This is a genomic window from Kitasatospora albolonga, assembly GCA_002082585.1.
Classification (GTDB): Bacteria; Actinomycetota; Actinomycetes; order Streptomycetales; family Streptomycetaceae; genus Streptomyces; species Streptomyces stephensoniae.
The window spans coordinates 1,061,399-1,088,060 of record CP020563.1; the positions used below are offsets into that span (position 1 = coordinate 1,061,399).

General features: G+C 75.3%; 5 protein-coding genes. 2 read left to right on the forward strand and 3 right to left on the reverse strand.

Annotated elements, in window-relative coordinates; genetic code table 11:
- Positions 1–12 precede the first annotated feature (12 nt).
- A complete protein-coding gene (locus B7C62_04540; protein ARF76984.1) occupies positions 13–5,673 on the forward strand; it encodes a hypothetical protein in 5,661 nt (1,886 codons plus the stop codon).
- 65 nt (positions 5,674–5,738) lie between these two features.
- Here B7C62_04540 and B7C62_04545 read toward each other — a convergent pair whose 3' ends face one another.
- The 3 genes from B7C62_04545 to B7C62_04555 all read right to left on the reverse strand — a co-directional run bounded on the left by B7C62_04545 (position 5,739) and on the right by B7C62_04555 (position 24,153).
- Positions 5,739–7,958, reverse strand: a complete 2,220-nt coding sequence (locus B7C62_04545) for a lantibiotic dehydratase (protein ARF76985.1) — start codon at positions 7,956–7,958, stop codon at positions 5,739–5,741.
- 192 nt (positions 7,959–8,150) lie between these two features.
- Complete coding sequence (locus B7C62_04550) at positions 8,151–8,384, reverse strand: MbtH family protein (GenBank protein ARF71604.1); 234 nt, start codon at positions 8,382–8,384, stop codon at positions 8,151–8,153.
- 121 nt (positions 8,385–8,505) lie between these two features.
- Entirely contained in the window at positions 8,506–24,153 is a 15,648-nt protein-coding gene (locus B7C62_04555; protein ARF71605.1) for a hypothetical protein, read from the reverse strand.
- Positions 24,154–24,343: 190 nt separating this feature from the next.
- Between B7C62_04555 and B7C62_04560 the strand changes: the two genes are divergently transcribed.
- Complete coding sequence (locus B7C62_04560) at positions 24,344–26,428, forward strand: hypothetical protein (GenBank protein ID ARF71606.1); 2,085 nt, start codon at positions 24,344–24,346, stop codon at positions 26,426–26,428.
- Positions 26,429–26,662 lie beyond the last annotated feature (234 nt).

The following is a 26,662-nucleotide window of genomic DNA, read 5'->3' on the forward strand; positions in this document are numbered from 1 at the left end:
AGAGGCAGAAACATGACGACCCCGTACGACTCTCCCGGCGGCGCTCACGACGTCCTCGGCGGCGCCGACGACATCGAACCGATCGCGATCGTGGGCATGGCCTGCAGGCTGCCCGGCGCGGCCGACGTGGACGCCCTGTGGCGCAACCTGGTCGACGGTGTCGTGTCGACCCGGACCCTGTCGCGTGCCGAGCTGCTCGCCGCCGGGGTGCCGCCGGAGACAGCCGACGACCCGTCGTACGTACCCGTGGTGTCCGCCCTGGACCACCCCGAGTCGTTCGACCCCGGTTTCTTCGGCATGACCCGCCGTGAGGCGGAGCTCGCCGATCCGCAGATCCGGCTCTTCATGGAGCTGGCGAACACCGCGCTGGAGCACGGCGGTTACGACCCGAAGCGCTTCGAGGGGGACATCGGCGTCTGGGGCGGGGTGGGGCCGACCCGGTACTTCTACCGGCACCTCGGCGGCAACCGTGCCGTGCTCGACGCCCTGGACGGGTCGATGGCCCTGTCCAACGCCAACCTGGCGGACTACGTCACGACCACCACCTCGTACCACCTCGACCTGCGCGGGCCGAGCATCAGCGTGCACACGGCCTGCTCCACCTCACTGGTCGCCGTGCACACCGCGTGCGAGTCGCTGCGCGGCGGCGAGTGCGATCTCGCGCTGGCGGGCGGCGCCTCCATCGAGCTGCCGCTCCACCACGGCTACCGGCACACCGAGGGCGGGGTCGAGTCCGAGGACGGCCGCTGCCGCCCGTTCGACGCCGCCGCGACGGGCACCGTCTGGGCCTCCGGGGGCGCCATGGTGCTGCTCAAGCGGCTCTCCGACGCCCTGGCGGACGGCGATCACGTGCACGCGGTGATCCGGGGCAGCGCGGTCAACAACGACGGCGCCGACAAGGTGGGGTTCACCGCGCCCAGCGTGGAGGGGCAGGCCGCGGCGGTGACGACGGCGCTCTCCGTGGCCGGGGTCGACCCCCGGACGGTGGGCTATGTCGAGGCGCACGGCACGGCCACCGGTCTCGGCGACCCGATCGAGGTGCGGGCGCTCTCGCAGGCGTACGGGCGCGGGACCGGCGACCGGGGCTGGTGCGGGCTGAGCTCCCTCAAGTCCAACATGGGCCACCTGAGCCAGGCGGCGGGGGCCGCCGGGCTGATCAAGGCGGCGCTGTCGCTGCGCCACCGGATGATCCCGGCCAGCGTCGGCTACGAGTCGCCCAACCCGGCCATCGACTTCGACAGCGGCCCGTTCTACGTCAACGCCACCCTGGCCAAGTGGGACACCGACGGCACCCCGCGCCGGGCCGGGGTCAGCTCGTTCGGCATCGGCGGCACCAACGCGCACGTCATCCTGGAGGAGGCGCCGCCGGTCCCGGCGGGCACCCCGTCGGAGCGGTCCGCGCATCTGCTGCAATTGTCCGCGCGGACCCCCGAGGCCCTGGCGACCGCTGTGGACGAACTCGCCGCGCACCTGGCCGACCGGCCCGGACTGGCTCTCGCCGACGTGGCGCACACCCTGCGGACCGGCCGCCGCGAGCACCGGCACCGTACGGCGGTCGTCGCCACCGACACCGCGAGCGCGGTGGCCGCGCTCCGGGCGGGCAAACGCCGGCCGACCGGGGAGGCGGCCCGCCAACGCCCGCAGCTGGCCTGGCTGTTCTCCGGGCAGGGCTCCCAGTACGCGGGCATGGGGGCGGAGCTCTACCGCACCGAGCCCGTCTTCCGGGACGCCGTCGACGCCTGCGCCGCCCTTCTCGTACCGGAACTGGGCCTGGACATAAGAGAGTTGCTGTTCGCCGACGGCGGCGGCCCGGACGCGGAGGCGGCGCGGGCCGAACAGGAGGCTGCCGACGAGAAGTTGCGCCGCACCCGGTACACCCAGCCGGCGCTGTTCACCGTGGAGTACGCGCTCGCCGTGCTCTGGCGCTCGTGGGGCCACTCCCCCGACGCGATGGCCGGCCACTCCATCGGGGAGTACGTCGCCGCCACCCTGGCCGGGGTCTTCGAACTGCCCGACGCGCTGCGGCTGGTGGCGCTGCGCGGGCGGCTGATGGACGCCCTGCCGGCCGGTGCGATGCTCGCCGTGCAGCTGGGGGCGGACGAGGTGGCGCCCCGGCTGCCCGCCGCCCTGTCGGTGGCCACCGTGAACGGGCCGGGCGTGTGCGTGGTGGCCGGTCCGCCCGAGGCGGTCGAGGCGTTCGCGGCGGAGCTGAAGGCGGACGGCCACCGCAGCCGTGAGCTGCGCACCTCGCACGCCTTCCACTCCGCGATGATGGAGCCGGTGCTCGCCGAGTTCACCGCCGCCGTGGCCTCGGTGGAGCGGCGGGCCCCGCAACTGCCCTTCCTGTCCAATGTGACGGGTACGTGGTTCACCGAAGAAGACGCCGCCGACCCGGCGTACTGGTCGCGGCACCTGCGCTCCACCGTCCTCTTCGGGGAGTGCGTCGCCACCCTGCTGGCCGGGGGCGCGTGGGCGTTCGTGGAGTGCGGGCCGGGCCGTCAGCTCGCCGGACTGGTGCGGATGCAGACCGGGCGCGACGCGCTGGTGCTGCCGAGCCTGCCCGGGTCGGCCGAGTCCGCCGACGGCGCGGCCGTCTGCTACACGGCCGCCGGGACGCTGTGGACCCGTGGATTCCCGCTGGACCCGGAGGCGTTCGGGCAGCGGGCGGCCCGGGTGCCGCTGCCCGTCTACCCGTACGAGAGGGTCCGCTGCTGGATCGAGCCCGATCCGCCGCAGGCCGTGGCCGCGACGGCTGGGGACACTATCGCCGCCGACGCCGCCGACCTGGTTCCGGCCGAACCCGCCGAGTGGTTCCAGGTGCCGGTGTGGCGGCGGCTGGCCCCCACGCCCGGTGCCCGGCCGGCCCCCGCCTGCGTGCTCTTCGACCCCGAGGGCGGCTCCGACGGCCACGGCGGCGGGGACGGGCTGTACGCCGCTCTGACCCGGGGCGGTACGGCGGTGACCCGCGTACGCCCCGGCAGCGGCTACGCCCACGACGGGGCGGGCACGCACACCGTGCGCCCCGCCGATCCGGACGACTATCTGGCGCTCGTACGGGCCCTGAAGACCGACGGGGTTCTCACCGGGGCCGAGGGCGTACGGATCGTGCACGCCTGGCCGTTGGCCCCCGCAGCCGGTGAGGAGCCCGTGGCGGCGGCCTGGGCGGCCCAGGAGCGCGGCTATCTCAGCCTCGTCTGCCTGGCCCGGGCGCTCGCCGCCGAGGCCGCCGACCTCCCCGTCCACCTCGATGTGGTCACCGCCGGGGTGCACGACGTCGTCGGGGGCGACGCCCGGCACCCCGAGCACGCGACCGTGGCCGGGGCCGTGCTCGCCGTCAACCGGGAGCTGCCCGCCGTCACCGCCCGCCACCTCGACCTGGACGCCGGGCAGGCCCTGTCGGCCCGGGGCGCGGAGCAGGCGGTCGCGGCGCTGTGGCGCGACCCCGGCCCCGACCGGGACCGGCCGCTCGCCCTGCGCGGCGGCAGGCTCTGGGTGCGCGGCTTCGACCGGGCCCCGCTGCCGGAGGCCGGGGACGGGCCGTGGCGGACCGGCGGGGTCTACCTGGTCACCGGCGGCTACGACGGCCTCGGCCTGGCGGTGGCGGAGGAGCTGGCGAGCCGCTTCCGGGCCCGGCTCGTCCTGCTCGGCCGCTCCGGGCTGCCGCCGAGGGACCGGTGGGACGCGCTGCGCTCCACCTCCGGCCGCGCGGGCACGGCGGTCGCGGCGGTGGAGCGAATGGAGGCGGCGGGTGCGGAGGTGCTGACGGTGGCCGCCGACGTGTGCGACCCGGCGGCCCTGCGGCGGGTCCGCGCGGAGCTCCTGGAGCGTTTCGGGCGGCTGGACGGTGTCATCCACGCGGCGGGGCTGCCGGGCGACGGGATGCTGGAGGTCAAGCCGCTCGACGTGGCGCGCGCGGTGCTCGCCCCGAAGATGGCCGGAACGCTGGCCCTGGAGGCCGTGTTCGGGGACCTTCCCCTGGACACCGTGGTCCTCTTCTCCTCGCTGTCCTCGGTGGTCGGTGGTATCGGGGACACGGACTACATCGGCGCCAACGCCTTCCTGGACGCCTACGCCGCCTCGGCGCACGGCTGGTCGGCCCCGGTGTCGTCGCTGGGCTGGGGCGCCTGGGCGCGGATCGGGATGGCCGCCCGCTCCACCGCGCGCGCGTTCCTGGAGCGGCCGACGGCCTCCGGCGGCGTACCGGTCGCCCACCCGGTGCTGACCGAGCTGGTACCGGCCTCCGACGGCTCGCCCGCGTACTGCCGGGGCGTCATCTCGGCCGAACAGCACTGGCTGCTCGACGAGCACCGCATCGGCGGAGTGCCCGTCATGCCCGGCACCGGGCAGCTCGAACTCGTCCGCGCGGCGGTGGCCGCCTGGCGGCCCGCACCGGACGAGGACAGCGAACTGGAGCTGACCGACATCGCGTTCACCGAACCGGTCACCGCCCCGGACGGCACCCGGACGGAGGTACGGGTCGCCCTGTGGGCGGACGCCGACGGGACGGAGTTCGCCCTGTCCACCGTGCGCGACGGCACCCTGCGCTCCCACACCCGGGGCCGTGCCGCCTGGGTGCGGCCGGAACCCGCCGCGCCGGTCGACACCGTCGCGGTCCGCGAGCGGTGCGTGGCGGTGGAGCGGGCGGCCGACCTCTTCAACTCCCGGCTCGACGAGAACCCGGTCCTGACGTTCGGTCCGCGCTGGCGCTGTCTGCGCGAGGCGTGGATCGGTGACGACGAGGAGATCGTGCGCCTGGCCCCGGCCGGGGCGGACGGCCTGGGCTGGCCGCTGCATCCGGTGCTGCTGGACGTGGCGACCATGCCGCTCGGGCCGGGCGGCGGCGGCAGCCGGCTGCCGATCGGCTACGGCCGCGTACGCGTCCACGCCCCGCTCGACACGGCGGTGTGGGTCTACCGGTCGCGCGACGGCGCCCACGCCGACGACGCCTCGGTCATCTCCTGGGACTTCACCGTCACCGACGCCGCCGGACGGCCGCTCGTCACGGTCGGCGACTTCATGCTGCGCATCGTCCGGCCGGAGGCGTCCCGCGCGGCCGTCGCTGCGCCGCCGGAGCCGGTGACGCAGGACACCGGTCCGGCGGACCCCTGGGCGATCCTGCCCGCCGACGGCCTGGAGGCGCTCCACCGCGTGGTGGCCGCGACCCCCGCGGCCCATGTGCTGATCGCGCCCGGGCGGTACGACGGCATGCTGCGCGGCAGCGCCGAACGGGCCGAGCGGGCCCTTGCCGTGCTGCGCGGCGAGAGCGTCGAACCGGCCGCCGCGACCGCCGCCTCCGGCCTGCCGGGCAGCTCCGGCCCGTCCGGCGCGGACGCGGCGGACGGTGACGACCTGGTGGCGGTCATCGGCCGGATCTGGTCGGCGGTCCTCGGTGAGCAGGACCTCTCGGAGGACGACGACTTCTTCGAGCTGGGCGGGAACTCGCTCGTGGCCGTGCAGCTGGTCGCGCAGATCCGCAGGGCGACGGGGGTGCGGATGCCGATACGGACGCTGTTCGACGCCCCCACGATCGCGGGCATGGCCGCGCGCATCGCGGAACTGCGGGAACGGGACGCGCAGGAGCGGGACGCAGCGGACCGGCCGGAGCGTCCGACGCCGCCCCCGCCCGCCGCTCCGGGGGGCATGACGATTCCGGTCCTGCCGCGTCCGAGCTGAGGAGAGGGTGGGGCGGCCCGGGGCACTTCTGCCCCGGGCCGCCCCACCCCCACCCCCGACCGGCGTCAGCCCCGGCCGGACGGCTCCGGGTCGATGATCTGGAGCCGGAGCTCGGAGGAGTACCGCCGCCCCTCCCCGTCCGCCAGCCACGCGTGCTCGGCCGTGGGCAGCGCCTCCGTGACGATCACCTCGACGTCGTCGCCGCCCTTCGTCCGGGCCGCGCGCAGCATGGTGCAGAGCAGGCGTACGTACACCGGGCTGGTGAAGTCGACGAACTGCGGCTTGATGTCGGTGGCGACCCGGACGTACACCTGCTCGGGCATGTCCGCCGCCAGCCGCCAGCGGCGGGCCGCCACATACCGCTGCTGCTCGCCGGTGACGTCGGCCAGTCCGCCCGCGCCGACCGTGGTGCGCCAGGTGCGGCGTACGAGTACGAGGTCGTCGACCGTGATCCGGGGGGTGTGGCCGCCCGCCCCGGCCAGCTTCCAGGTGTCGAACGCCTGGAGGCCCAGCATGTTCGCGAAGACCTCCAGGACCGGCCATCGCCGTCCGTCGTCCGTGCGGGCGACGAGCCCGTCCGGACCGTCCTCGACGGTCAGGTCCGTGACCGGTACGAGCCGGTCGGGGTCCGCGCCGGGGGCCGGGGCGAAGCCCAGTTCCACATCGTGCGGCCCGTGCATCCAGTACGCGTTGCGGGAGCAGTGCCGGGGCCAGTCGTGCGGCAGCAGCAGGCGGACCCGGCTGCCGGGGAGGTCGGCGGCCAGGGCGTCGCGCAGCGCCTGCGGTTCGGGGTGGCCGAGCGCGAAGAACTGCGTGTCGAACGCGGCGGAGGCGATGTGCAGTTCACCGAGGACGAGGGTGTAGTCGCCACGCGCCAGCGCGTCGGCGTCGGCGGCGCAGAGGTGGACGTCGGGGCTGTGCACCCGCGCCTCGGACCAGCCCGGCCGGTCGGCGGGGAACGCCCGGGCGGTACGGGCTCCGAGCTCCTCGGCGGTGAAGCGGAGTTCGGCGGTCCCGTGGGGGACGTCCGCCAGTCCGAGCACCTCCGTCCAGCGGTCCAGGAAGTCCGCGACCACCGGGTCGGCGGGCCGTTCGTCGCCGAAGACGAGTGCCTGGGCCATGAACCACATTTCGCGCAGGGGCACATGGGGGCTGCCCGCGTCGGCGGCCAGCTCGCGGTACAGCCCGGTGAGCGCCGCCGTGTACACCTCCGCGATCCGGGCGGTCAGCCAGCGCGCGGACTGGAGCAGCGGTGCCAGACCGGCCATCCGGGCCAGCACGTCCCCGCCGATGGTGACGTCCAGGTCGCGGACGGTGTCCAGGTGGCAGAGGGTGCGGCTCGCGTACGTCTCGCCGGGCCGCCGCCGGGCGTCCCGGCCGGTGACGGCCGTGAAGGTCTCCTCCAACGCGGCCATGGCCGAGGCGAGTTCGTCCGGTCCGGTGGCGGCGGCCACCGTGTCGCGGGCACCGCACAGCCGGTCCATCGTCTCCAGCGCCCACGCCCGCGCCCCGGTGTCCCCGATGCCTTCCAGCAGCTCGCGCAGGAGCCGTTCGGCCCCCAGGTCCATCGGCAGGTCGAAGCCTGACCGGAGGGCCCCGGCGGCGGTGAGCCCGTCGAGCTGGGCGTACACGTCGGCCTCGCGGCGGAACGTACCGGCCCCGGTCAGCTCCGCCGCGAGCTCACCGGCCCGTCGGCGCCCGTCGCAGCGGGCCACCAGCGCGGCGGCGCCGGCCGTCAGGTCCTGCGCGGGCCGGTTCGGCCACACCAGCCGGCGGCCCTCCAGGCGCAGTTGCGGCTGGCGGGCCACGGGCAGCCAGGGGCGGAGCCGGTCGTCGGTGGCGAGGTGGGCGGCCAGCGCGTCGAGCGCCCACCACTCGAAGTGCACCGCCGCGTCCCGGACGAGCGCCGGTCCGTGCCGGACCGCCAGCCGTGGACCGCCGTTGTCCACCGTCGACCAGCTCATGGGGCCGAAGAAACCGATCGTGTCGTTCTTGGTGCAGTAGCGCTGCCAGTACTTGGCGACGATCTCCTCCCGCCGTCGGCGGCGCTCGTTGCGCCGGGCCGTGGGCCCGTCGCGGAGCACCCCGGCCACAGAGCTGAGGACGCCGGGGTTCTGCCAGGTGACGGCCTGGCGGAACAGCGGGTCGGCGCACACGTCGTGGACGGCCCGGCCCAGGCCGGTCATCGCGGCGGCGAACGCCTCGTCCACCCGGTCGGCCCCGGCGGAGCCCTCCAGGTGCCGGTCCACGGTCCGGGCCAGCTCCGGGGCGGCGAACGCGGCGATGCCGTCGGCGGGGAACCCGGCGGAGCGCACCAGGGTGTGCCGCCACACGCTCCACGGGGTGCCGGGCAGGGGGACGAGATGGTCGGACAAGGCGGTCACCGGCTCCTGATCAGTGGAGGTGCTGGGCGGTGGGACGGACGGCTCGGAGGGACGGACGGCTCGGAGGGACGGACGGCTCGGACGGCGGCGGTCTCAGGACGCGGCCGGTGGCGGTCCGGCGTCCTCCATCGCCCGCACCAGGCTCAGGGGCCGCAGGTCCGTCCAGTGGGTCTCGACGTAGTCCAGGCACGCCTGGCGGCTGTCCTCCGGGTGCGCCACGGTCCAGCCCTCGGGCACCTCGGCGAAGGCGGGCCACAGCGAGTGCTGGCCCTCGTCGTTGACCAGGACCAGGAAGCGGCCTTCGGGGTCGTCGAACGGGTTGGTCATGGTGGTCCTCTCCTCAGGGTCGTTCAGGGCTGTCGGTCGAAGTGGTCGTCGGAGTTCTCGTCGGAGCTCTCATCGGGAGCTCTCATCGGAAATGCCGTTGGAAATGTCGTCGGAGATGTCTTCAGGGCCGCTGTCTCAGCAGGTCGTCGAGTGCGGCGCCGATGCGGCGCAGCGGCTCGGGCCGGGTCATGTCGTCGTGCACGCACGCGATCGGGTGGACGCGCAGCTCGCCGGTGGTGTGTCCGGTCCAGGCCGCGGGCCGGGCCGGTTCGGGTTCGCCGGTCGCCGGGAACAGGTCCAGGTCCCCGTCGAAGCGCCCCGGGCGGTGCGCGGCGGCCAGCCGGGCGTTGTTGGCGACCACCCCGGCCAGTTCGGGGGCCAGTTCGGCGCCGGTCTCCGGGCCGAGCAGGCGGTGCAGCGCGGCCACCGGGTCGACGGGGGCGGCCAGTCGGCCGTCGTCCACCGGCTGGGCGTCGAGCAGGGCCAGCAGCCCGACCGGGGCTCCCTCCTGGCGGAGCCGTACGGCGATCTCGTGCGCCACCAGTCCGCCGTAGGACCAGCCGAGCAGGTGGTACGGGCCGGTGGGCCGGACGGAGCGGATCTGTTCGAGGTGGTCGGCGGCGACCTCGGCGAGCGAGCCGGGCAGCGGGCGGCCGGGGGCCGCGATCCGGGACTGGAGGCCGTAGACGGGCCGTTCGGGGTGCAGATGCCGCAGCAGGCCGGTGTAGCACCAGGCGAGTCCGGCGATCGGGGCCACGCAGAACAGGGGCGCGAGGCTCCCCGTCGTACGGATCGGGAGCAGCACGTCCAGTCCCCGTCCGCCGTCTCCCCCGCCGTCGCCGCTCTCCAGCCGGGCGGCGAGCGTGCCCGGGGTCGGGCTCTCGAAGAGCAGGCCGACCCCGAGTTCCACGCCGAGCCCGTCCCTGATCCGGCCGGCCAGCGCGGCGGCCAGCAGCGAATGGCCGCCGAGGTCGAAGAAGTTGTCGTCGGCGCCGACGTGTTCCACGCCCAGCACCTCCGCGAAGAGCTGGCGGAGCAGTTCCTCGCGGTGGCTGCGGGCGGGGAGGCCGGGGCGGGCGGGCGACGGGGCGGGCAGTGCCCGGTGGTCGAGCTTGCCGTTCGGCGTACGCGGGAGCGCGGCGAGTTCGACCACCGCGCCGGGCACCATGTACGGCGGCAGGGTGCGGGCCGCGTGCGCGCGCAGCGCCGCGTGGTCGAGGCCGCCTCCCTCCGCTGGCCCCCCTGCCGGTCCTTCCGCCGGTACGACGTAGGCCACCAGCCGCCGGTCGCCGGGCCGGTCCTCCCGTACGAGGACCGCCGCCCGGGCCACCCGGGGATGGGAGAGCAGGGCCGCCTCGACCTCGCCCGGCTCGATGCGGTAGCCCCGGAGCTTGATCTGCCGGTCGGCCCGGCCGAGGTACTCCAGCCTGCCCGCGGCCGTCCAGCGGGCCAGGTCGCCCGTGCGGTACATGCGTGCGCCGGGCGGCCCCCACGGGCAGGCCGTGAACCGTTCGGCGGTCGGCACCGGGCGGCGCAGATAGCCCTGGGCGAGGCCCGCCCCGGCGAGGTACAGCTCCCCGGTGACGCCGGGCGGGACCGGCCGGAGCCGTTCGTCCAGCACATAGGCCCGGGTGTTGGCCAGCGGGGTGCCGATGGGCTGTCCGGTGACCGGGCCGGTGAGGCGGGCGGCGGTGGACCACACGGTGGTCTCGGTCGGGCCATACAGGTTGGTGAGCTCGCCGCCGGGGCCGGACAGCCGGTCGGCCAGACCGGCGGGCAGCGCCTCCGCCCCGGTGAACTTCCTCAGTACGGGGAGGAGTTCGGGCGCGGATTCGGCGAGCGACTGCCACAGCGAGGGCGTGGCGTGCACGACGGTGACCGAGGTCTCCGCGCACCGCCGGGCCAGCGCCACCGGGTCGCGGACCGTGCCGGGACCGGCCAGGACGACGGCCGCGCCGCTCAGCAGCGGGCCGTAGAGCTCGGGCACCGACATGTCGAAGGCGGCGGTGGTCACCGACAGCATCCGGTCGCCGGGGGCCAGCCGCAGGAGGCCGCTCAGGGCACCCATCAGGTTGGCGAGGGCGCCCCGGCCGATGACAACGCCCTTGGGCGGGCCGGTGGTGGCCGAGGTGTAGATGACGTACGCCGGGTCCGAGGCGGACGGCGGCCGGACCGGGCCGTCCGCCTCGGACCCGGGGGCGGTGAGGTCGTCCTCGTACGGCACCGCCTCCAGCACCAGGTCGGGTGCGGCGTCGTCGAGCACCTGGCGCAGCCGGTCGGCGGGGTGGCCGGGGTCCAGCGGCAGGTACGCGGCCCCGGCCTTGAGCACCGCGAGCACGGCCACGAGGAACTTCTCGGTGCGCGGCAGCGGCAGGGCGACCAGGGAGCCCGGTCCGATGCCCCGGCCGGTCAGATGGTGCGCGAGCCGGTCGGACCACCGGTCGAGGTCCGCGTAACCGAGGCTGCCGTTCTCGCCGATGACGGCGTCGGCCCGCGGGGTGCGCCGGGCCTGGCGGCGGAACGCGGTGACGACGTCCGGGGCCGCCGGGGTCCCGGTGTCGTTCCACTCGTGGAGCAGCCGGTGGCGCTCGGGGGCGGTGAGCAGCCGGGGGCGGCCGATGGGCTGGTCGATGTCGGCGGCCATGGCGCGCAGCAGTGTCCCGAACCACTGGTGGAACGCGTGCGCGGTGTCACGGTCGTAGAGGTCGCCCCGGTAGCCGAGGTGGCAGTCCAGGCCCTGCGGTGCGCCGTCGCCCGCCCGCCGCTCGGTGACCTCGAAGAACAGGTCGAACTGGGCGGTGGCCGGTTCGACGGGCACCTCCTCGAAGCCGCCGTCCGCCGCCGTGGCCGTCTGGAGCGACAGCACCACCTGGAAGAGCGGGTGGCGGGCGGGGGTCCGGGCCGGGTTGAGCGCCTCGACCAGGGACTCGAAGGGCAGGTCCGCGTGCGCGTAGGCGGCCAGGTCCGTTTCCCGTACGCGCTCCAGCAGTCGGCGGAACGTCGGATCGCCGCCCGTGTCGGCGCGCAGCACCAGGAAGTTGACGAAGCAGCCGACGAGCCGGTCCAGGGACGCGTCGCCCCGGCCGGAGACGGGGGTGCCGAGCGGGATGTCGGTGCCCGCGCCCAGCCGGGTCAGCAGGGCGCTCAGCGCGGTCTGGAGGACCATGAACAGGGTGGTCCCGGTGCGCCGGGCGACGCCCAGCAGCCGGGCGTGCAGTCCGGCGTCGAGGCCGAGGGTGACGGTGCCGCCGTGGTCGCCGGTCGCGGCGGTGCGCGGCCGGTCCGTGGGGAGCGGTGTGCAGTCGGGCAGTCCGGCGAGCGTGCGGCGCCAGTGCTCCAGCTGGCGGGCGTGCGTGCTGCCGGGGGCGTCCGGCGCACCGAGCAGGCCCTGCTGCCACAGAGTCACATCGGCGTACTGGACCGGCAGCGGCTGCCACCCGGGGGCGCGGCCCGCCCGCCGGGCGGTGTACGCGGTGTACAGGTCCTCGGCGAGGACGCCCAGCGACCAGCCGTCCCCGGCGATGTGGTGCAGCACGAGCAGGACGACGGAATCGCCGGGCCCGGTGGTGAACAGGTGCGCGCGCAGCGGGGTCCGGGTCGCGAGGTCGAAGCCGTGGCCGAGCGCCTCGGCCATCGCCCCCGCCAGTTCCTCGGGGGCGCACGCGAGGGTGGTGAGCGGCGGGCGGCCCTCGGCCCGTATGTGCTGGTGGGGGACGCCGTCCGGCCCGGTGGGGAAGACCGTGCGCAGGCTCTCGTGCCGGTCCGCCACATCGTCGAGGGCCTGCCGCAGCGCGGTGGTGTCCGCTCCGCCGGGCAGCCGCAGCGCCAGCGGCATGCTGTTGTTGACCGCGCCCCCGGCGAGCTCGTTGAGGAACCAGAACCGCCGCTGCCCGTACGAGAGCGGCAGCCGCTCCGGCCGGGCGGCGGGCTCCGGGCGGGGGCGGACGGGGATGCCCGCGCGGCCGGCCAGCTCCGCCGCCAGGGCGGCCGGGGTGGGGTGCTCGAAGAGCGTACGGATGTCCGTCTCCACCCCGAGGGCGTCCCGTACCCGGCCGGTCAGCCGGGTGGCGAGCAGGGAGTGGCCGCCGAGGTCGAAGAAGTCGTCGTCGGCACCGGCCACGGGCACGCCCAGGACGTCGGCGAAGAGTTCGCACAGCACCTGTTCGGCCGGGGTGCGGGCCGCCCGGGCTCCGGCGGCGGCGGGCGGCGGCGCGGGCAGCGCCGCGCGGTCGAGCTTGCCGTTGGGGGTGAAGGGCAGCTCGGGGAGCGCCACCACGGCGGCCGGTACGAGGGCGCGCGGCAGCGTCCGGGCCAGGCTCCCGCGTACGGCGGCCCCCTCCAGCCGGGCCCCGGGCGCCGGTACGGCGTAGGCCACCAGCCGGACGTCGCCGGACCGGTCCTCGCGGACGACCACGACGGCCCGTGCCACCTCGGGGAGCGCGCCGATGGCGGCCTCGATCTCCGCGGGCTCCACGCGGACCCCGCGGATCTTCACCTGCTGGTCGGCGCGGCCGAGGAACTCCAGCTGTCCGTCCGCCCGGCGGCGGACCAGGTCGCCGGTGCGGTACATCCGCTCCCCCGGCGCCCCGAACGGGCAGGCGGTGAAGCGCTCCGCCGTCCGCGCGGACCGGCCGAGATAGCCCCGGGCGAGCCCGGCCCCGGTGACGTGCAGCTCCCCGGCCGCGCCCTCTGCGACGGGCTGCAGGGCGGCGTCGAGCACATACGCCCCGACGCGCGGCACCGGGCGGCCGATGGGGGCGACGGCCGCACCGCCGACGGGGCCGCAGTCGGCGAGGGTGACGGTGTCGGCGGCCTCGGTCGGCCCGTAGGTGTTGAGCATGCGGCGCCCGGCGGACCAGCGTTCCGCGAGCTCCCCGGGGCACGCCTCGCCGCCGACCACGAGGGTGGTGACCCCGGCCAGCGCGCCGTCGGGCAGGGTGCCGAGGACGGCGGGCGTCAGCTGGACGTGGCTGACCTTGCTCTGCTCGATCCAGTGGGCGAGGGGTTCGCCCACGAGGACGGCCCCGGCGGGGGGCAGGACGAGGGCCGCCCCGGTGAGCAGGGCGGTGCACAGCTCGGACATGGCCGCGTCGAAGCTCCAGGACGCCAGCTGCGACACCCGGGAGTCGGCGTCCACGCCGAACCGGTCGATCTGTACGGCCGCCATGTTCGCCACCCCGGTGTGGGTGACGGCGACCGCCTTGGGCCTTCCGGTGGAGCCCGAGGTGAACAGGACGTAGACCGGGTGCTCCGGGCGGAGCGGGGCGAGCCGGTCGGCATCGGTGAGGTCGGTGTCCGACAGGGGGAGGCCGGTGAGGCCGGTGTCCGCCGAGGGGAGGGCATCGGGGCCGACGTCGTACGGCACGGAGGCGGCGGCGCCGGTGAGGCCGACGAGGTGTCCGGCCTCGGACGGGCGGGTGGTGAACGCCTTGTCGAGCAGCAGCGGTTCGATCTCCGGCGGCAGGACTCCGGCCGTCGCGGCGGTGGCCACCGCCAGGCACGGGCGCGCGTCGGCCAGCATGACCGCCACCCGCCGCGCCGGGTAGTCCAGGTCGACGGGGAGGAACGCGGCCCCGGTCTTCGCCACCGCGAGGACCGCCACGACCGCGTCCACGGAGCGCGGCACCGCCACGGCCACCACCTGCTCGGGCCCGGCCCCCCGGGCGACCAGCAGCCGGGCCAGCCGGTTGGCGCGGGCGTTGAGTTCGGCGTAGCTGTAGGAGCGGTCGCCGTCCGCCACGGCGGTGCGCTCGGCGCAGTCGGCGGCCCGGGCCTGGAACAGGTCCGGCAGGAGGCCGTCCGAAGGCAGCGGCGGAGTGGCGGCCCAGGGCCGGGCCGCGCTCCCGGCGAGCCGCCGGGACCGTTCGGCGTCGGCGGGCGCCCGCAACCGCCCCACCGGGGCCTCCGGTTCGGCGACGAGGGTGTGGAGCAGCTCCACCACCTGGTCGAGGACGGCAGCGGCGGCGGCCTCTCCGAAGGTGTCCGGCCGGTGGCGGAGCACGATCCGCAGCCGCTCGTGCGGCACCACGGTGAGGTCGAGGGTGTAGTGGGTGGCGTCGTAGCCGCCCGCCCCGGCGATCCGGGGGGCGTCCGCGGGAGCGGTGCCGTCGTCGTCCGGGTCCGCCGGGAAGTTCTCCACCACGACGGCGGTGTCGAAGAGGGCGTCGTGCCCGGTGGTCCGCTGGATCTCGCTGAGCGGTACGTGGTGGTGGGCGAGCAGCTCCGCCTGTCCGGCGGCGATGTCCCGGAGGAGCCGGGTGACGGTGTCCCCGGGGCGCGAACGGACGCGGACCGGGACCGTGTTGATGAACAGTCCGAGCATCTCGCCCGATCCGTCGAGCTCGCCGGGGCGGCCCGAGACCGTGGCGCCGAACACCACGTCGTCGCGGCCGGTGAGCCGGGCGAGGACCGTGGCCCAGACGCCGAGTACGGCGGTGTGGAGGGTCAGCCCGTGCTCGCGGAGGGCCGTGGTGAGGGCCGCGGTGGTGTCCGCGTCCAGTTCGGCCGTCAACTCCCTCGGGCGGACGGGGAGATGACGCTTTCCGCTGTCCTCGGCCACCAGGGTGGGGCCGTCCAGCTCCGCCAGCGCCTCGGTCCAGGCCGCGAGGGACGCCTCGGTGTCCTGGGCGTCGAGCCAGGCGAGGAAGTCGCGGTACGGGCGGACCGGCGGGAGTGCGCCGGTGTCGCCCCCGTCGGCGGCGAGCCGGAGCAGTTCCCGTACGAACAGGGGGGTGGACCAGCCGTCGATCAGGGTGTGGTGGTGGGTCACCAGCAGCCGGTGGCGGTCGGGGGCGAGGCGGATGAAGGCCATCCGCATCAGGGGCGCCCGGGTGAGGTCGAACCGCCGGTCGCGGTCGGCGGCCTCCAGCCGGTCCAGCGCGGCCCGGCGCTCGCTCGCGTCCAGGGCGCCGAGATCGGTCTCCCGCCACGCGAAGTCCTCGTGGTCCGTGATCACCTGGACCGGGCGGCGCAGTCCCTGCCAGTGGAACGCGGCCCGCAGGTTGGGGTGGCGGCGCAGCATCAGCCGGCCCGCGCGGCGGACGGCGTCGGCGTCCACGGGGCCGACGAGGTCGACGTACAGCTGCAGGGTGTAGAGGTCGGGGCCGTCGTCGTAGCCGCTGTGGAAGAGCAGGCCCTCCTGGAGCGGGGTGAGCGGCAGGATGTCCAGGACGTCCGGGTGCTCGCGGGTCAGGAGGTCGACCTCGTCCTGGTCGAGCCGGGCGAGCGGGAAGTCCGAGGGGGTGCGGCCGCCGCCGTGGGTGCGGACGTGGGCGCACAGCACGTGCAGCGCCCGCTGCCAGCCCTCGGCGAGCTGTTCGGCGGTCCGGTCGTCGAGCGCGCCGGGGGCCCAGCTCCAGGTCGCGGACAGGGCGGGGCCGGACGGGCCGTCGACGACCATGGCGTTGAGCTCCAGGGCGTGCGGCATCGCCATGTCCGGGGCGAGCCCGCCGGCCGGTCCGCCCGGCTCCACCGTCGGGCTCCACGCCCCGGTGTCCGTCTGCCCGTCGAACCGGCCCAGGTAGTTGAAGAGGATCTCGGCCCGGGCGCGGTCCCTGAGGGCGGCGGCCGTGCCGGGGTCGAGGTGGCGGAGCATGCCGTAGCCGAGGCCGCCGTCCGGGGCGGAGCGCACCTGCTCCTTGACCCGCTTCAGGGCGCGGCCGGTGGCGGGGCCGCCGTCGGACAGCTCGGCCGGATCGTGCTCGCCGAGGTCCAGCCGTACGGGGTACATGCTGGTGAACCAGCCCACGGTACGGGTGAGGTCGACGCCTTCCGCGATCTCCTCGCGGCCGTGGCCCTCGACATCGACCAGCAGGGCTGCGCCACCGGGTTCCCCGCGCTCCCGGCGGTGTTCGGCCACGGCCATGGCCAGGGCGGTCAGCAGCACGTCCTGGACGGTGCCTCCGAAGGCGGCCGGGACGCCGGTCAGCAGGTCGGCGGTCAGTTCGGCGGGGACGAATCCGGTACGGAACCGGGCCCGGCCGTAGGTGTCGCGGGCCGGGTCCAGCGGTCGCCGGGCGAGGGCGGGGGCGGTGACCGGTTCCGTGACCCGGAGCCAGTACGGGAGTTCCGCCCGGCGGCGCGGTCCGGCGGCCTGCTCGTGGAGGAGCCGCGTCCAGCGGCGCAGCGAGGTGCCCACCTCGGGCAGCCGCACCTCCTCCCCGGCCGCCGCCGAGGTGACGGCGGCGATCAGATCGGGGACGAGCACCCGCCAGGAGTACCCGTCGACGGCCAGGTGGTGGACGGTCAGCAGCAGATGGCCGGGCTCGCCCGGACCGGCGTCGAACCACACCGCCCGCAGCACCACACCGGCTTCCAGGTCGAACCCGCCCCCGTCGCCCGCCCGTTCGGCCTCGACGGCGGTCCGCAGGGCCTCCCGGTCCAGCCCGGCCACGTCCACGCGCCGCCAGCAGTCGGCCGCGGACACCGCGCCGCGCGGGGCGATGTCCAGGGCCCACCCCGGCGAGAGCCGCAGCCGCAGGGCGTCGTGCCGGTCGAGCAGCGCGCCGATCCCCGCCCGCAACCGCGCCTCGGTGGTACCGGCGGGGGTGCCGAGGACGGTCGACTGGGCGAAGCCGTCCAGGGGCGCTCCCTGTTCGCGCAGCCAGGCGGCGATGGGCCACGCCGCCAGCGGGCCGACCGGCACGTCGGCGCCGTCCTCGGCGCGCAGGGCGGAGGCGACCGCCGCGAGGGCCGCGGGCGTCCGGTGCTCGAAGATCTGCCGGGCGGTCAGCCGCAGTCCGGCCGCCCGCGCCCGGGCCACCAGCTGGATCGAGGAGATGCTGTCGCCGCCGATCCCGAAGAAGTCGTCGTCCGGTCCCACGGCGTCCAGGCACAGGGTGTCCGCGACGGCGGCGCAGAGCACCCGTTCGCGTTCGGTGCCCGGCTCCCGGCGCGTACCGCCGCGCGGCGCCCCCGGGTCCGGCAGCGCCTGCCGGTCGACCTTCCCGTGGGCGTTGAGGGGCAGCGCGGCCAGCGGGACCACCACCGACGGCACCAGGTGGCGGGGCAGCACTCCGGCGAGCCGGGCGATCAGGTCAGCGGGCGACGGCAGCTCCCGGCCCGCGCCGGGCGCGGCGTACGCCACCAGCCGGGGCGGTTCGCCCACCGCGAGCACGGCGGCCTGGCCGACCCCGGGGCACTCGGCGAGGGCGGCCTCGGCCTCGGCCTCGGCCGGTTCGACCCGCACACCGTGCGCCTGCACCTGCCGGTCGGCCCGGCCGAGGAACTCCAGCTCTCCCCCGGCTCTCCGGCACGCCAGGTCCCCGGTGCGGTACATGCGGGCGCCCGGCTCCCCGAACGGACAGGCCATGAAGCGCTCCGAGGTGTCCGCCGGGCGGCCGAGGTAGCCGCGTGCCACGCCGGGGCCCGCCACGTACACCTCACCGGGCGCGCCGGGCGGGACCGGCCGCAGCGCGGCGTCGAGGACATGGACCGAGACGTTCGCCACCGGGGTGCCGATCGGCACCCCCGCTCCGGGGTGCTCCGGCAGACAGTCGGCGAGCGTCACCGTGTCGCCCGCCTCGGTGGGACCGTACGCGTTGACCATCCGCCGCCCGGGCGCCCAGCGCGCCACGAGCTCCGGCGGGCAGGACTCCCCGCCGACGACCAGGGTCCGCACGCCCGTGAGGGAGCCCTCGGGCAGGGTGGCCAGAACGGCGGGCGTGAGCTGGAGGTGCGTCACCCCGGCCGCGACGGCCCAGCGCGCCAGCGCCTCGCCCACCAGGGGCTCGCCCTGGGGCGGCAGTACGAGAGCGGCACCGGCCGCCATGGCGGTGAGCCACTCGGACATCGCGGCGTCGAAGGTCCAGGGGGCGAGCTGCGCCATCCGGCTGCGGGAGTCGAGCCCGAAGCGGTCCACCTGGGCGCGGACCATCGTGTGCGTGGCGCGCCGGGTGACGGCCACCGGTTTGGGGGTCCCGGTCGATCCGGAGGTGTGGAGCACGTAGGAGAGGTGGTCGGGGAGGGACGGGGGCGCGGCGGCGCGGTGGTGCGGGGCGCCGGGGAGGGCGTACGGCTCCGGGCGCTCGGCCGTGCCCGCCCTGTCGGCGACTGCGCCCCGGACGCCGTCCGGCCTCGGGGCTCCGGCCCGGTCCACCGCGTCCCAGGTGATGTCTCCCTCCGTGCCTGCGTACGTATTCGGGACGTACGACTCCGGGTCCCCGGGCCCGCCCACCGCGTCCCATGCGGTATCCCCGTCCGTGCCTGCGTACGTATTCGGGACGTACGGCTCCGGGTCCCCGGCCCCGCCCGCCGCGTCAACGTCTGCGTACGCGTCCGGGACGGCAACCGGCTCCGCGCCCCTGCCCCCGTCTGCGTACGCGTCCACGTCCGGGACGAGAGCCGCACCGTCCAGGCCGTCATCCACGTCCGGGACGAGGCCCGCACCGTCCACGCCGTCATCCACGTCCGGGACGAGACCTGCACCGTCCACGCCGTCATCCGCGTCCGGGACGGAGTCCATGTCCAGGACCGGCAGCCCGGGCGGCAGCCCCCCGCCGTGCCCCGCCGCCGTCACGGCGAGCAGCGCCCGCGCGCCGGACACCAGCAGGGCCTGCCGTGGCTTCGGCAGGGCGGGGTCCGCCCACAGGAACGCCGCGCCCGTCTTCGCCACGGCCAGCGCGGCCACGACCAGACCGGCCGACCGGGGCAGCGCCAGTGCCACGACGCGGTCCGGTCCGGCGCCGCGTGCGGCGAGAAACCGGGCGAGGCGGTCGGCGCGCCGGTCGAGTTCCGCGTAGCCGAGGACCGTGTCACCGTCGCTCACGGCGGTACGGTCGCCCGCGGCCGCGGCCCACCGGGCCACCAGTTCGGCGGGCCCCTCGACGGGGGCGGCCGGCCGGACCGGACCGGCTGCCAGGGCCAGGGCCGCCGTGACCTCGGCGGGGCCGGACAGCTCCACCCGGCCGACCGCCGTGTCCGGCGCGCCGGACACGGCGGCGACGACGCTCCGGAGCCGGGCGAGGATCGCGCGGGCCTCGGCGGCGGTGCGGAGGTCGGGCCGGTACTGCAGGCGCAGCAGCAGCCGGGGGCCGGGCACCACGGTGAGGCTCAACGGGTAGTGGGTGGCGTCCTCGACGGTCACTCCGGTGAGCCGCAGGCCGTCCGCCGCACCGCCGGCCGGGAGCTTTCCGGCGTCGGGGTAGTTCTCGACTGCCGTCATCGTGTCGAACAGGTCGCCGCCCGCGTCGCGCTGGATGTCGGCGAGGGCCGTGTGCTGGTGGGCCAGGAGTTCGGACTGCTCGTCCTGGACGCGCCGGAGCAGGGCGGCCAGGGTCTCCCCGGGCCGGATACGGACGCGTACCGGCACGGTGTTGGTGAACAGGCCGATCATGCGGTCGATGCCGGGGACCTCCGGCGGGCGTCCCGCCACCGAGCCGCCGAAGACAACGTCGTCGCGGCCGGTGAGCTGCCCGAGCACCATCGCCCAGGCGGTCTGCGCCAGGGTGTTGAGGGTGACCCCGGTGGCACGCAGCGCGGCCGTGAGCGCGGTGGTGTCCGCCTCGGAGAACGGCAGGTCCACCCTCCGGGGGGTTGCGGGCAGCCGGGTGGCGGCCTCGGCCGGTGCGACGGCGCAGGGGCGCGCTCCGTCCAGGGCGCGGCGCCAGGCCGCCCGGGACCGTTCCGGGTCCTGTGCGGCCAGCCAGGCGAGGTAGTCCCGGAAGGCGGGCGGCGGCGGGAGCTGCGGGGTTCCCGCGTAGCCGGTGAGCAGTTCGTCGAGGAGCATCGGCATGGACCAGCCGTCCATGAGGATGTGGTGGCAGGTGAGGACGAGCCGGTGCCGGTCGTCGGCCGGCCGCAGCAGGCTCATGCGGATCAGCGGGGGTGCGGAGAGGTCGAACCGGCGTGCCCGGTCCTCGGCGAGGAAGGAGCGTGCCGCCTCCTCCCGGCGGGCTCCGTCGAGCGGGCGCAGGTCGAGCTCCTGCCAGGGCATGGGCCCGGGGGCAGGGATCACCTGCACCAGCTGCGAGCCCTCGGTCCAGAACCCCGCGCGCAGGTTGGGGTGGCGGTCCAGCAGGGCGGTTCCGGCGGCGCGCAGCCGGTCGGTGTCCGGGCGGCCGGCGAGGTCGAGGACCAGCTGCACGGTGTAGACGTCGGGGGACCCGTCGTCGTACTGGGCGTGGAAGAGCAGCCCCTGTTGCAACGGCGAGAGCGGCAGTACGTCGTGGTGGCCGGGGTGGCGGGCGGCCAGCCGGTCGCGGTCGGCGGCGTCCAGGCGGACGAGCGGGGCCTCTTCGCCGCCGGTCCGCGCGTGCTCGTCGGCCCGGACCGCGACCCGGGCCAGGGCGGCGGGGGTGCGGTGCTGGAAGACCTGGCGTGCGGTGATCCGCAGTCCGGCGGCGCGCGCCCGGGCCACCAGGCTGATCGCGGTGATGCTGTCGCCGCCGAGCTGGAAGAAGTCGTCGTCGTGGCCTGCCCCGTCCAGTCGCAGGGCCTGCGCCACGGCGGCGCAGAGCACCGCCTCCTGTTCGGTGGCGGGCCTGCGGCCGGTCGCGGGGCGGGCGGGGGGCGGGGTGGGCAGCGCGGCCCGGTCGAGCTTGCCGTTGGGGAGCAACGGCAGCGCCTCCAGTACGGTGATCCGCGCCGGTACCAGGTAGCGGGGCAGCACCTCGGCCAGCTCGTCGCGGAGCCCCTCGGCATCCAGCCGGACCCCGGGTTCGGGCACCACGTGGGCGATCAGCCGTCGCGGGGCATCGGCGACGACGGCGACGGCCTGCCGGACCCCGGCGCGTTCGGTCAGCGCGGTCTCGATCTCGCCCGGTTCGATCCGGTAGCCCCGGATCTTGACCTGCCGGTCGGTCCGGCCGAGGAACTCCAGCTCGCCGTCGTGGTTGCGGCGCACCCGGTCGCCGGTCCGGTACATGCGGGCGCCCGGCCCGCCGAACGGGTCGGCCACGAACCGCCCGGCGGTCAGCCCCGCCCGGCCGGTGTAGCCGCGGGCGACATGGGGGCCCGCGACGTACAGCTCGCCGGGGACACCGGGCGGCACCGGGCGCAGCCGGTCGTCCAGGACATGGCAGGCGGTGTTCGGCAGCGGTCGCCCGATCGGCGCGACGGCGGTCGGCGGCTGCCTGCGGCCCGGCCAGGTGGTGGCGACGACGGTGGTCTCGGTCGGGCCGTAGCCGTTGACGAACGACACATCGGACCCCAGCCGTGCGACGAGCTCGGCCGGGCACGCCTCACCGCCGGTGAAGACCACCCGGAGCGCGGGCGGCGGACCGGCCGGGAGGGTGGTCACGACGGGGGTCGGGGCCAGCAGGTGCGTCACCTCGTACCGGCGCAGCCAGTCGGCCAACTCCGTTCCGAGCAGAGCTGGTTCGTGCCGGGTCACGACGAGCGCGGCACCGGCGACGAGGGTCGAGACGAGCTCCAGCACCGAGATGTCGAAGGACCAGGCCGAGCGGTTGGCCACGCGGTCGTGCGGCCCGATGGAGAGCAGGTCGATATGGGCGTGGGCGAGGTTGCTCAGCCCGGAGTGCGGGACCATCACACCCTTCGGGCGGCCGGTCGACCCGGAGGTGTACAGCACGTAGGCGAGGCCGTCCGGCCGCAGCGGGGCGCCCCGGTCGGCATCGGTGAGGTCGGCCGCAGCGGTCCCGGACGCAACGGCCCGGGGGTCGGCGGTCCGGGGGGCGCCGGTCCCGGCCGCGTCGATACCGGACGCACCGGCCCCAGCCACATCGGTCCCAGCCGCACAGGCCCCGACCACATCAGCCCCGGCCGCGCCCGCCAGCTCGGCGAGCACCGCCGGGTCGTCCAGCGCCAGCACCGGGACCCCGGACACCTCCCGGTCCGCCGTCGCGGTGCGGGTGAGGACGAGTGCGGGCGCGGAGTCGGTGAGCAGGAACTCCTTCCGGGCGGCCGGGAGTTCGGGGTCGATCGGTACGTAGGCGGCACCGGCCTTGAACACGGCGAGCACCGCGACGACCATCTCCGCGGACCTCGGGAGGATCAGGGCGATCCGCCGTTCGGGGCCCGCGCCACGCCGGACGAGCAGCCGGGCGAGCCGGTTGGCGCGGCCGTTCAGCTCGGCGTAGCTCAGCCGGAGGCCGCCGTCGACCAGTGCCGGGGCGTCGGGGTGCGCGGCGGCGCGGGCCTCGAACAGCTCCGGCACCAGCCCGGGCGGCAGCTCCCGGCGCGGCCCCCGGGCGTCCGTCGACCGCTCCTCACCGGGGCCGGTCAGCGGCAGCTCCGACAGCCGGGTGCCCGGCGAGGCGGCGGCCAGGAACCTGACGTAACGCTCCGCCAGCGCCTGGGCGGTACGGCGGTCGAACAGATCGGTGCGGAAGCTCAACCGCCCGTCCCCCGGCCCCAGTTCCAGGACGAGTTCGTCCTTGGCGGTGCCGGTGTCGATCAGCTCGCTCCCGGATTCGGGGAGGTAGTTGAACATGATCTGGCAGAGCGGGGAGACGCTGGGGTCGCGTTCCGGCGCCAGCTCCTCGGCCAGCTTCTGGAACGGCAGTTCGGCGTGTTCCAGCGCGTCGGCCACCGCGTCGCGGGTACGGGCCACCAGTTCGCCGAAGGCAGGGTCACCGGAGGCGTCGGTGCGCAGCACGACCGTGTTGACGAACATGCCGATCAGCGGGGCGACTTCGGGCAGCACGCGCCCGGACACGGGGACGCCGACCACCACGTCCGTACTGCCCGAGGTGCGCGCCAGCAGGGCCGTGAACGCCGCGAGCAGCACCGTGAACGGTGTGGTGCCGCCGTGCCGGGCGAGCGCGGCGACCGCGGCGGCGGCCTCCTCGGGCACGGCGAACCGCACGGTGTCACCGGCGTCGCTCCGGACCGGGGGGCGCCGCCGGTCCAGCGGCAGGGCGTGCACGGGCGGCAGTCCGGCCAGCCGCTCGCGCCAGTGGGCGAGCTCCGGCGCCAACTCGCCGTTGTCGTACCGGGAGCGCTGCCAGGCGGAGTAGTCGGCGTACTGCACGGGCAGGTGCGGGAGTTCGGCGGGGCGGCCCTCCGCCGCCGCCCGGCACAGCTCGGTGATCTCGTGGTCCAGCAGGGCCACCGACGCGGCGTCGAACGCGCTGTGGTGGACCACCATCAGCAGCTGCCGGTCCGTCTCGGAGAGGCGGACCAGCCGGGCCCGGAACAGCGGGGCCCGGCCCAGGTCGAAGGGTGCCGCGGCCAGCTCGGCGAGCAGCTCCCCGACCCGCCGCCCGGCCGCCGCCCGGCCCAGTGAGCGTAAGTCCTCCTCGTCCAGGGCCACTTCCACGTGTTCGTGCACGGTCTGATGGAGCGAGCCGTCCGCCGTCTCCGCCAGGGAGGTGCGCAGGGACTCGTGGCGGCGTACGACGGTACTCAGGGCCGCCGCCACGTCCTGGGCGCCGAGCGCCGCGCCGGACAGCCCGACGACGGCGGGGACGTTGAACGCCGGGGAGTGCGGATCGAGCCGGCTCGCCAGCCACACCCGCTCCTGGCCGAAGGAGGCCGGAGTACTCCAACCCGTCATGAAAGCCAACCCCCGATTTGCATATGCCCATCCGTCACACACCAGCCCCATCGGCCGGGCGACGCCCTGCACGCATCCGAACACGCATGCCCGGACGCATGGTTCCACCTGACAAAGCGCTCCCACAAGATCTGAGCACCCACAGAATCCCAGCCGTTCACGGAACCCGGTACGTTCGCAGGGGCTGGCCGAATTGCACTTAGATAATGAGCAAAACCAAAACGGTTGGCGCGCCCGACCCCGTGGGCTACTCTCCGACGCAGGGTCTGCGCCTCCGCCTCTCGGGGGCGTCCGGCGGGTCATGACGGGGGTCACGACGCCTGGGACGGCACCCTGCCGTGTTGCCGAAATGTCCGCATCGCGCTCCGCGGTGAGGGCGCTCCGGCGCCTTGCGACGCACCGCACCGGACGCCCACCCCTGCCTGGCCCTCATCCGGTGCCCGGCCCTCATCCGGCCTGCCCCAAACGGAAGGCCCCAGTCCTCCTCGCCGACGCGGAGTGCCTCGTGAACATCACGATCGTCTTTCCCCCTGCCGCCGACCCTTCGCTGCCGTACGGCGCTCTGCCGCTGCTCGGCGCGGTCCTGAAGCGGGGCGGCTACACGGATGTGTCCCTGCGCGATGTGAACCTGGAGGCGTTCGACGACCTCTGGCGGCCCGACGCCCTGTCAGAAGCCCTTCGGCGAGAGGATGTTCCCGGTCGGACGAGCAGTACGGCGGCCGAGCTGATCACCGACATCGACGCGGCGCGCGCCATCCTGCGCGACCCGGTCGACTTCTACGATCCGATGAAGCTCCTGTTCGCCAAGCGCCTGTTCCACCTCGCCGGCGACCTGCTCTCCGCCTCGCATCCGCAGGTCCGGTTCGGCAAGTACTCGTACTCGCCGAGCTCCTACGACTCCTACGAGGAGATCGAGGCGGCCGTCCGGTCCGACGCGGGCCCGCTCGCCCGGTACTTCGAGACGGCGACCGTCCCCTCGCTGCTGGCCGCGGCCCCGAAGGTGATCGGCCTGTCCGTCCCGTACTTCTCCCAGCTGATCCCCGCGTTCATCCTGGCCGACCGCATCCGCGCGGCGGACCCCGGCATCCACCTCACCTTCGGCGGCCCGGTGATCACCTGGGGCAAGGAGGTGCTGATGTCGGACGGCCGGTTCGGACGCTGGCTGGACTCCTTCTTCGTCGGTGAGGCCGACGAGACGTTCCTGCACTTCGTCGACGCGCTGCACGGCAAGCGCGACCTCTCCGCCGTCGCCAACATGGTCCGTTACGAGAACGGCCATGTCGTCAGCCAGCTCGACGACAGCTACCAGCTCCATCTGGACTGGTCGCCCACACCGGACTTCACGATGATGCCGATGGACCGCTACTTCGCGCCGAAGCGGATCATCTGCCTGATGCCCACACGCGGCTGCTACTTCAACAAATGCGCCTTCTGCAACTACGCGTTCATCAAGATGACGCCGTACCGGATGCGCTCGCCGCAGCTCATCGCCGAGGACGTGGCCACCATCCGGAAGGCCACCGGCGAGGACGTGTTCTCGTTCGAGTCCGACGTCATGCTGCCCCTGCACCTGCGACGGATATCCGAGGCCCTGATCGACCGGGGCACGGACATCAAGTGGCACGGTGTGGCCCGCTTCGAGAAGGGGATGACGGACGAACTCTTCGCCACCATGCGCAAGGCGGGCTGCGTACGTCTGTACATGGGGATGGAGAGCGCCAACGAGCGCGTGCTGGAGGCGATGGTCAAGGGCACCGACCGGCAGCGCATGTCGAACATCCTGCGCATGTGCAGCTCGGCGGGCATCTCCGTGGAGGCAGGGGTGTTCAGCGGCTTCCCGTCCGAGACGGCGGAGGAGGCGGACGACACCTACCGCTTCGTCCGCGACCACCGGCACGTCATCGCCCGTGCGGACGTGGGCACGTTCCGGCTGCTCAAGGGCGCGCCCATCGCCGACACCCCGGAGAAGTACGGGATCGTCGTCCTCGGCGACCCCAGGAAACGCTGGTACCACCTGGACTTCCGGCACACCTCACCGGAGAAGGTGTCGGACGGCGCGGCGGCCATGGAACGCATCCAGCGCCTCTACCCGGAGGTCGCCCTGATCGACGTACCGGAGGACATCCTCTACAACGCCGACGTGGGCCCGGACGCGTTCCGCCGGTTCTTCGCCGCCGCCGACGAACCGGCGGGCCCGGCGGAGGCCGTACCGGACACGGCGACGGTCGCCCTGTCCACCGACTGCGAGCTCCAGCGGGTCCATGTGGCCAACTCCGGGGCCGTGCACTTCGACGCCCCCGCCACGCAGGACACCCGCCCCGTCTTCGAGGTGTCACGCATGACGCTGACCATCGCCGTCGACCGGGCGGCCTCGGCCCTGTACCCGCTGAGCCGGGCGGAGGAGTTCGTCCTGAACCGTCTCGCGGAGGGCCCGATGTCCGCCGCCGATGTGCGCACCGAGATCGAGCGGTACGCCGCATCCGCACCCGACCGCGACGACACGGCCGACCCGAGCCTCCTGGACCATCTGGTGGCCCTGGGGGTCGTGGTCGTCCGCGCGGCGGAGGTCGTCACCGCGGCTCCCCGTTGACGCCCGGGACCACGACCGCCCTGGTGGGGACCCGCCCCGGGTGGGACGGCAGGACCGCCCCGGTGGGACGGCAGGACTGCCCTGGTGGGACGGCAGGACCGACGGGGTAGCATTCCTGATCGCGCCGACTTCCGGGGGCCCCGCGAGGGGGAAGCCTCGGCGCACCCGACCGGACCGGCGGAACGCCTTCCACGCTTCCGGTCCTCCGGCCCCTCCGGCTGTGCGCACCACGGC

Coding starts and splice junctions, on each gene's coding strand:
- B7C62_04550 (ARF71604.1), bottom strand. CDS start 8,384: ATGACCAACCCGTTCGACGACCCCGAAGGCCGCTTCCTGGTCCTGGTC.
- B7C62_04540 (ARF76984.1), top strand. CDS start 13: ATGACGACCCCGTACGACTCTCCCGGCGGCGCTCACGACGTCCTCGGC.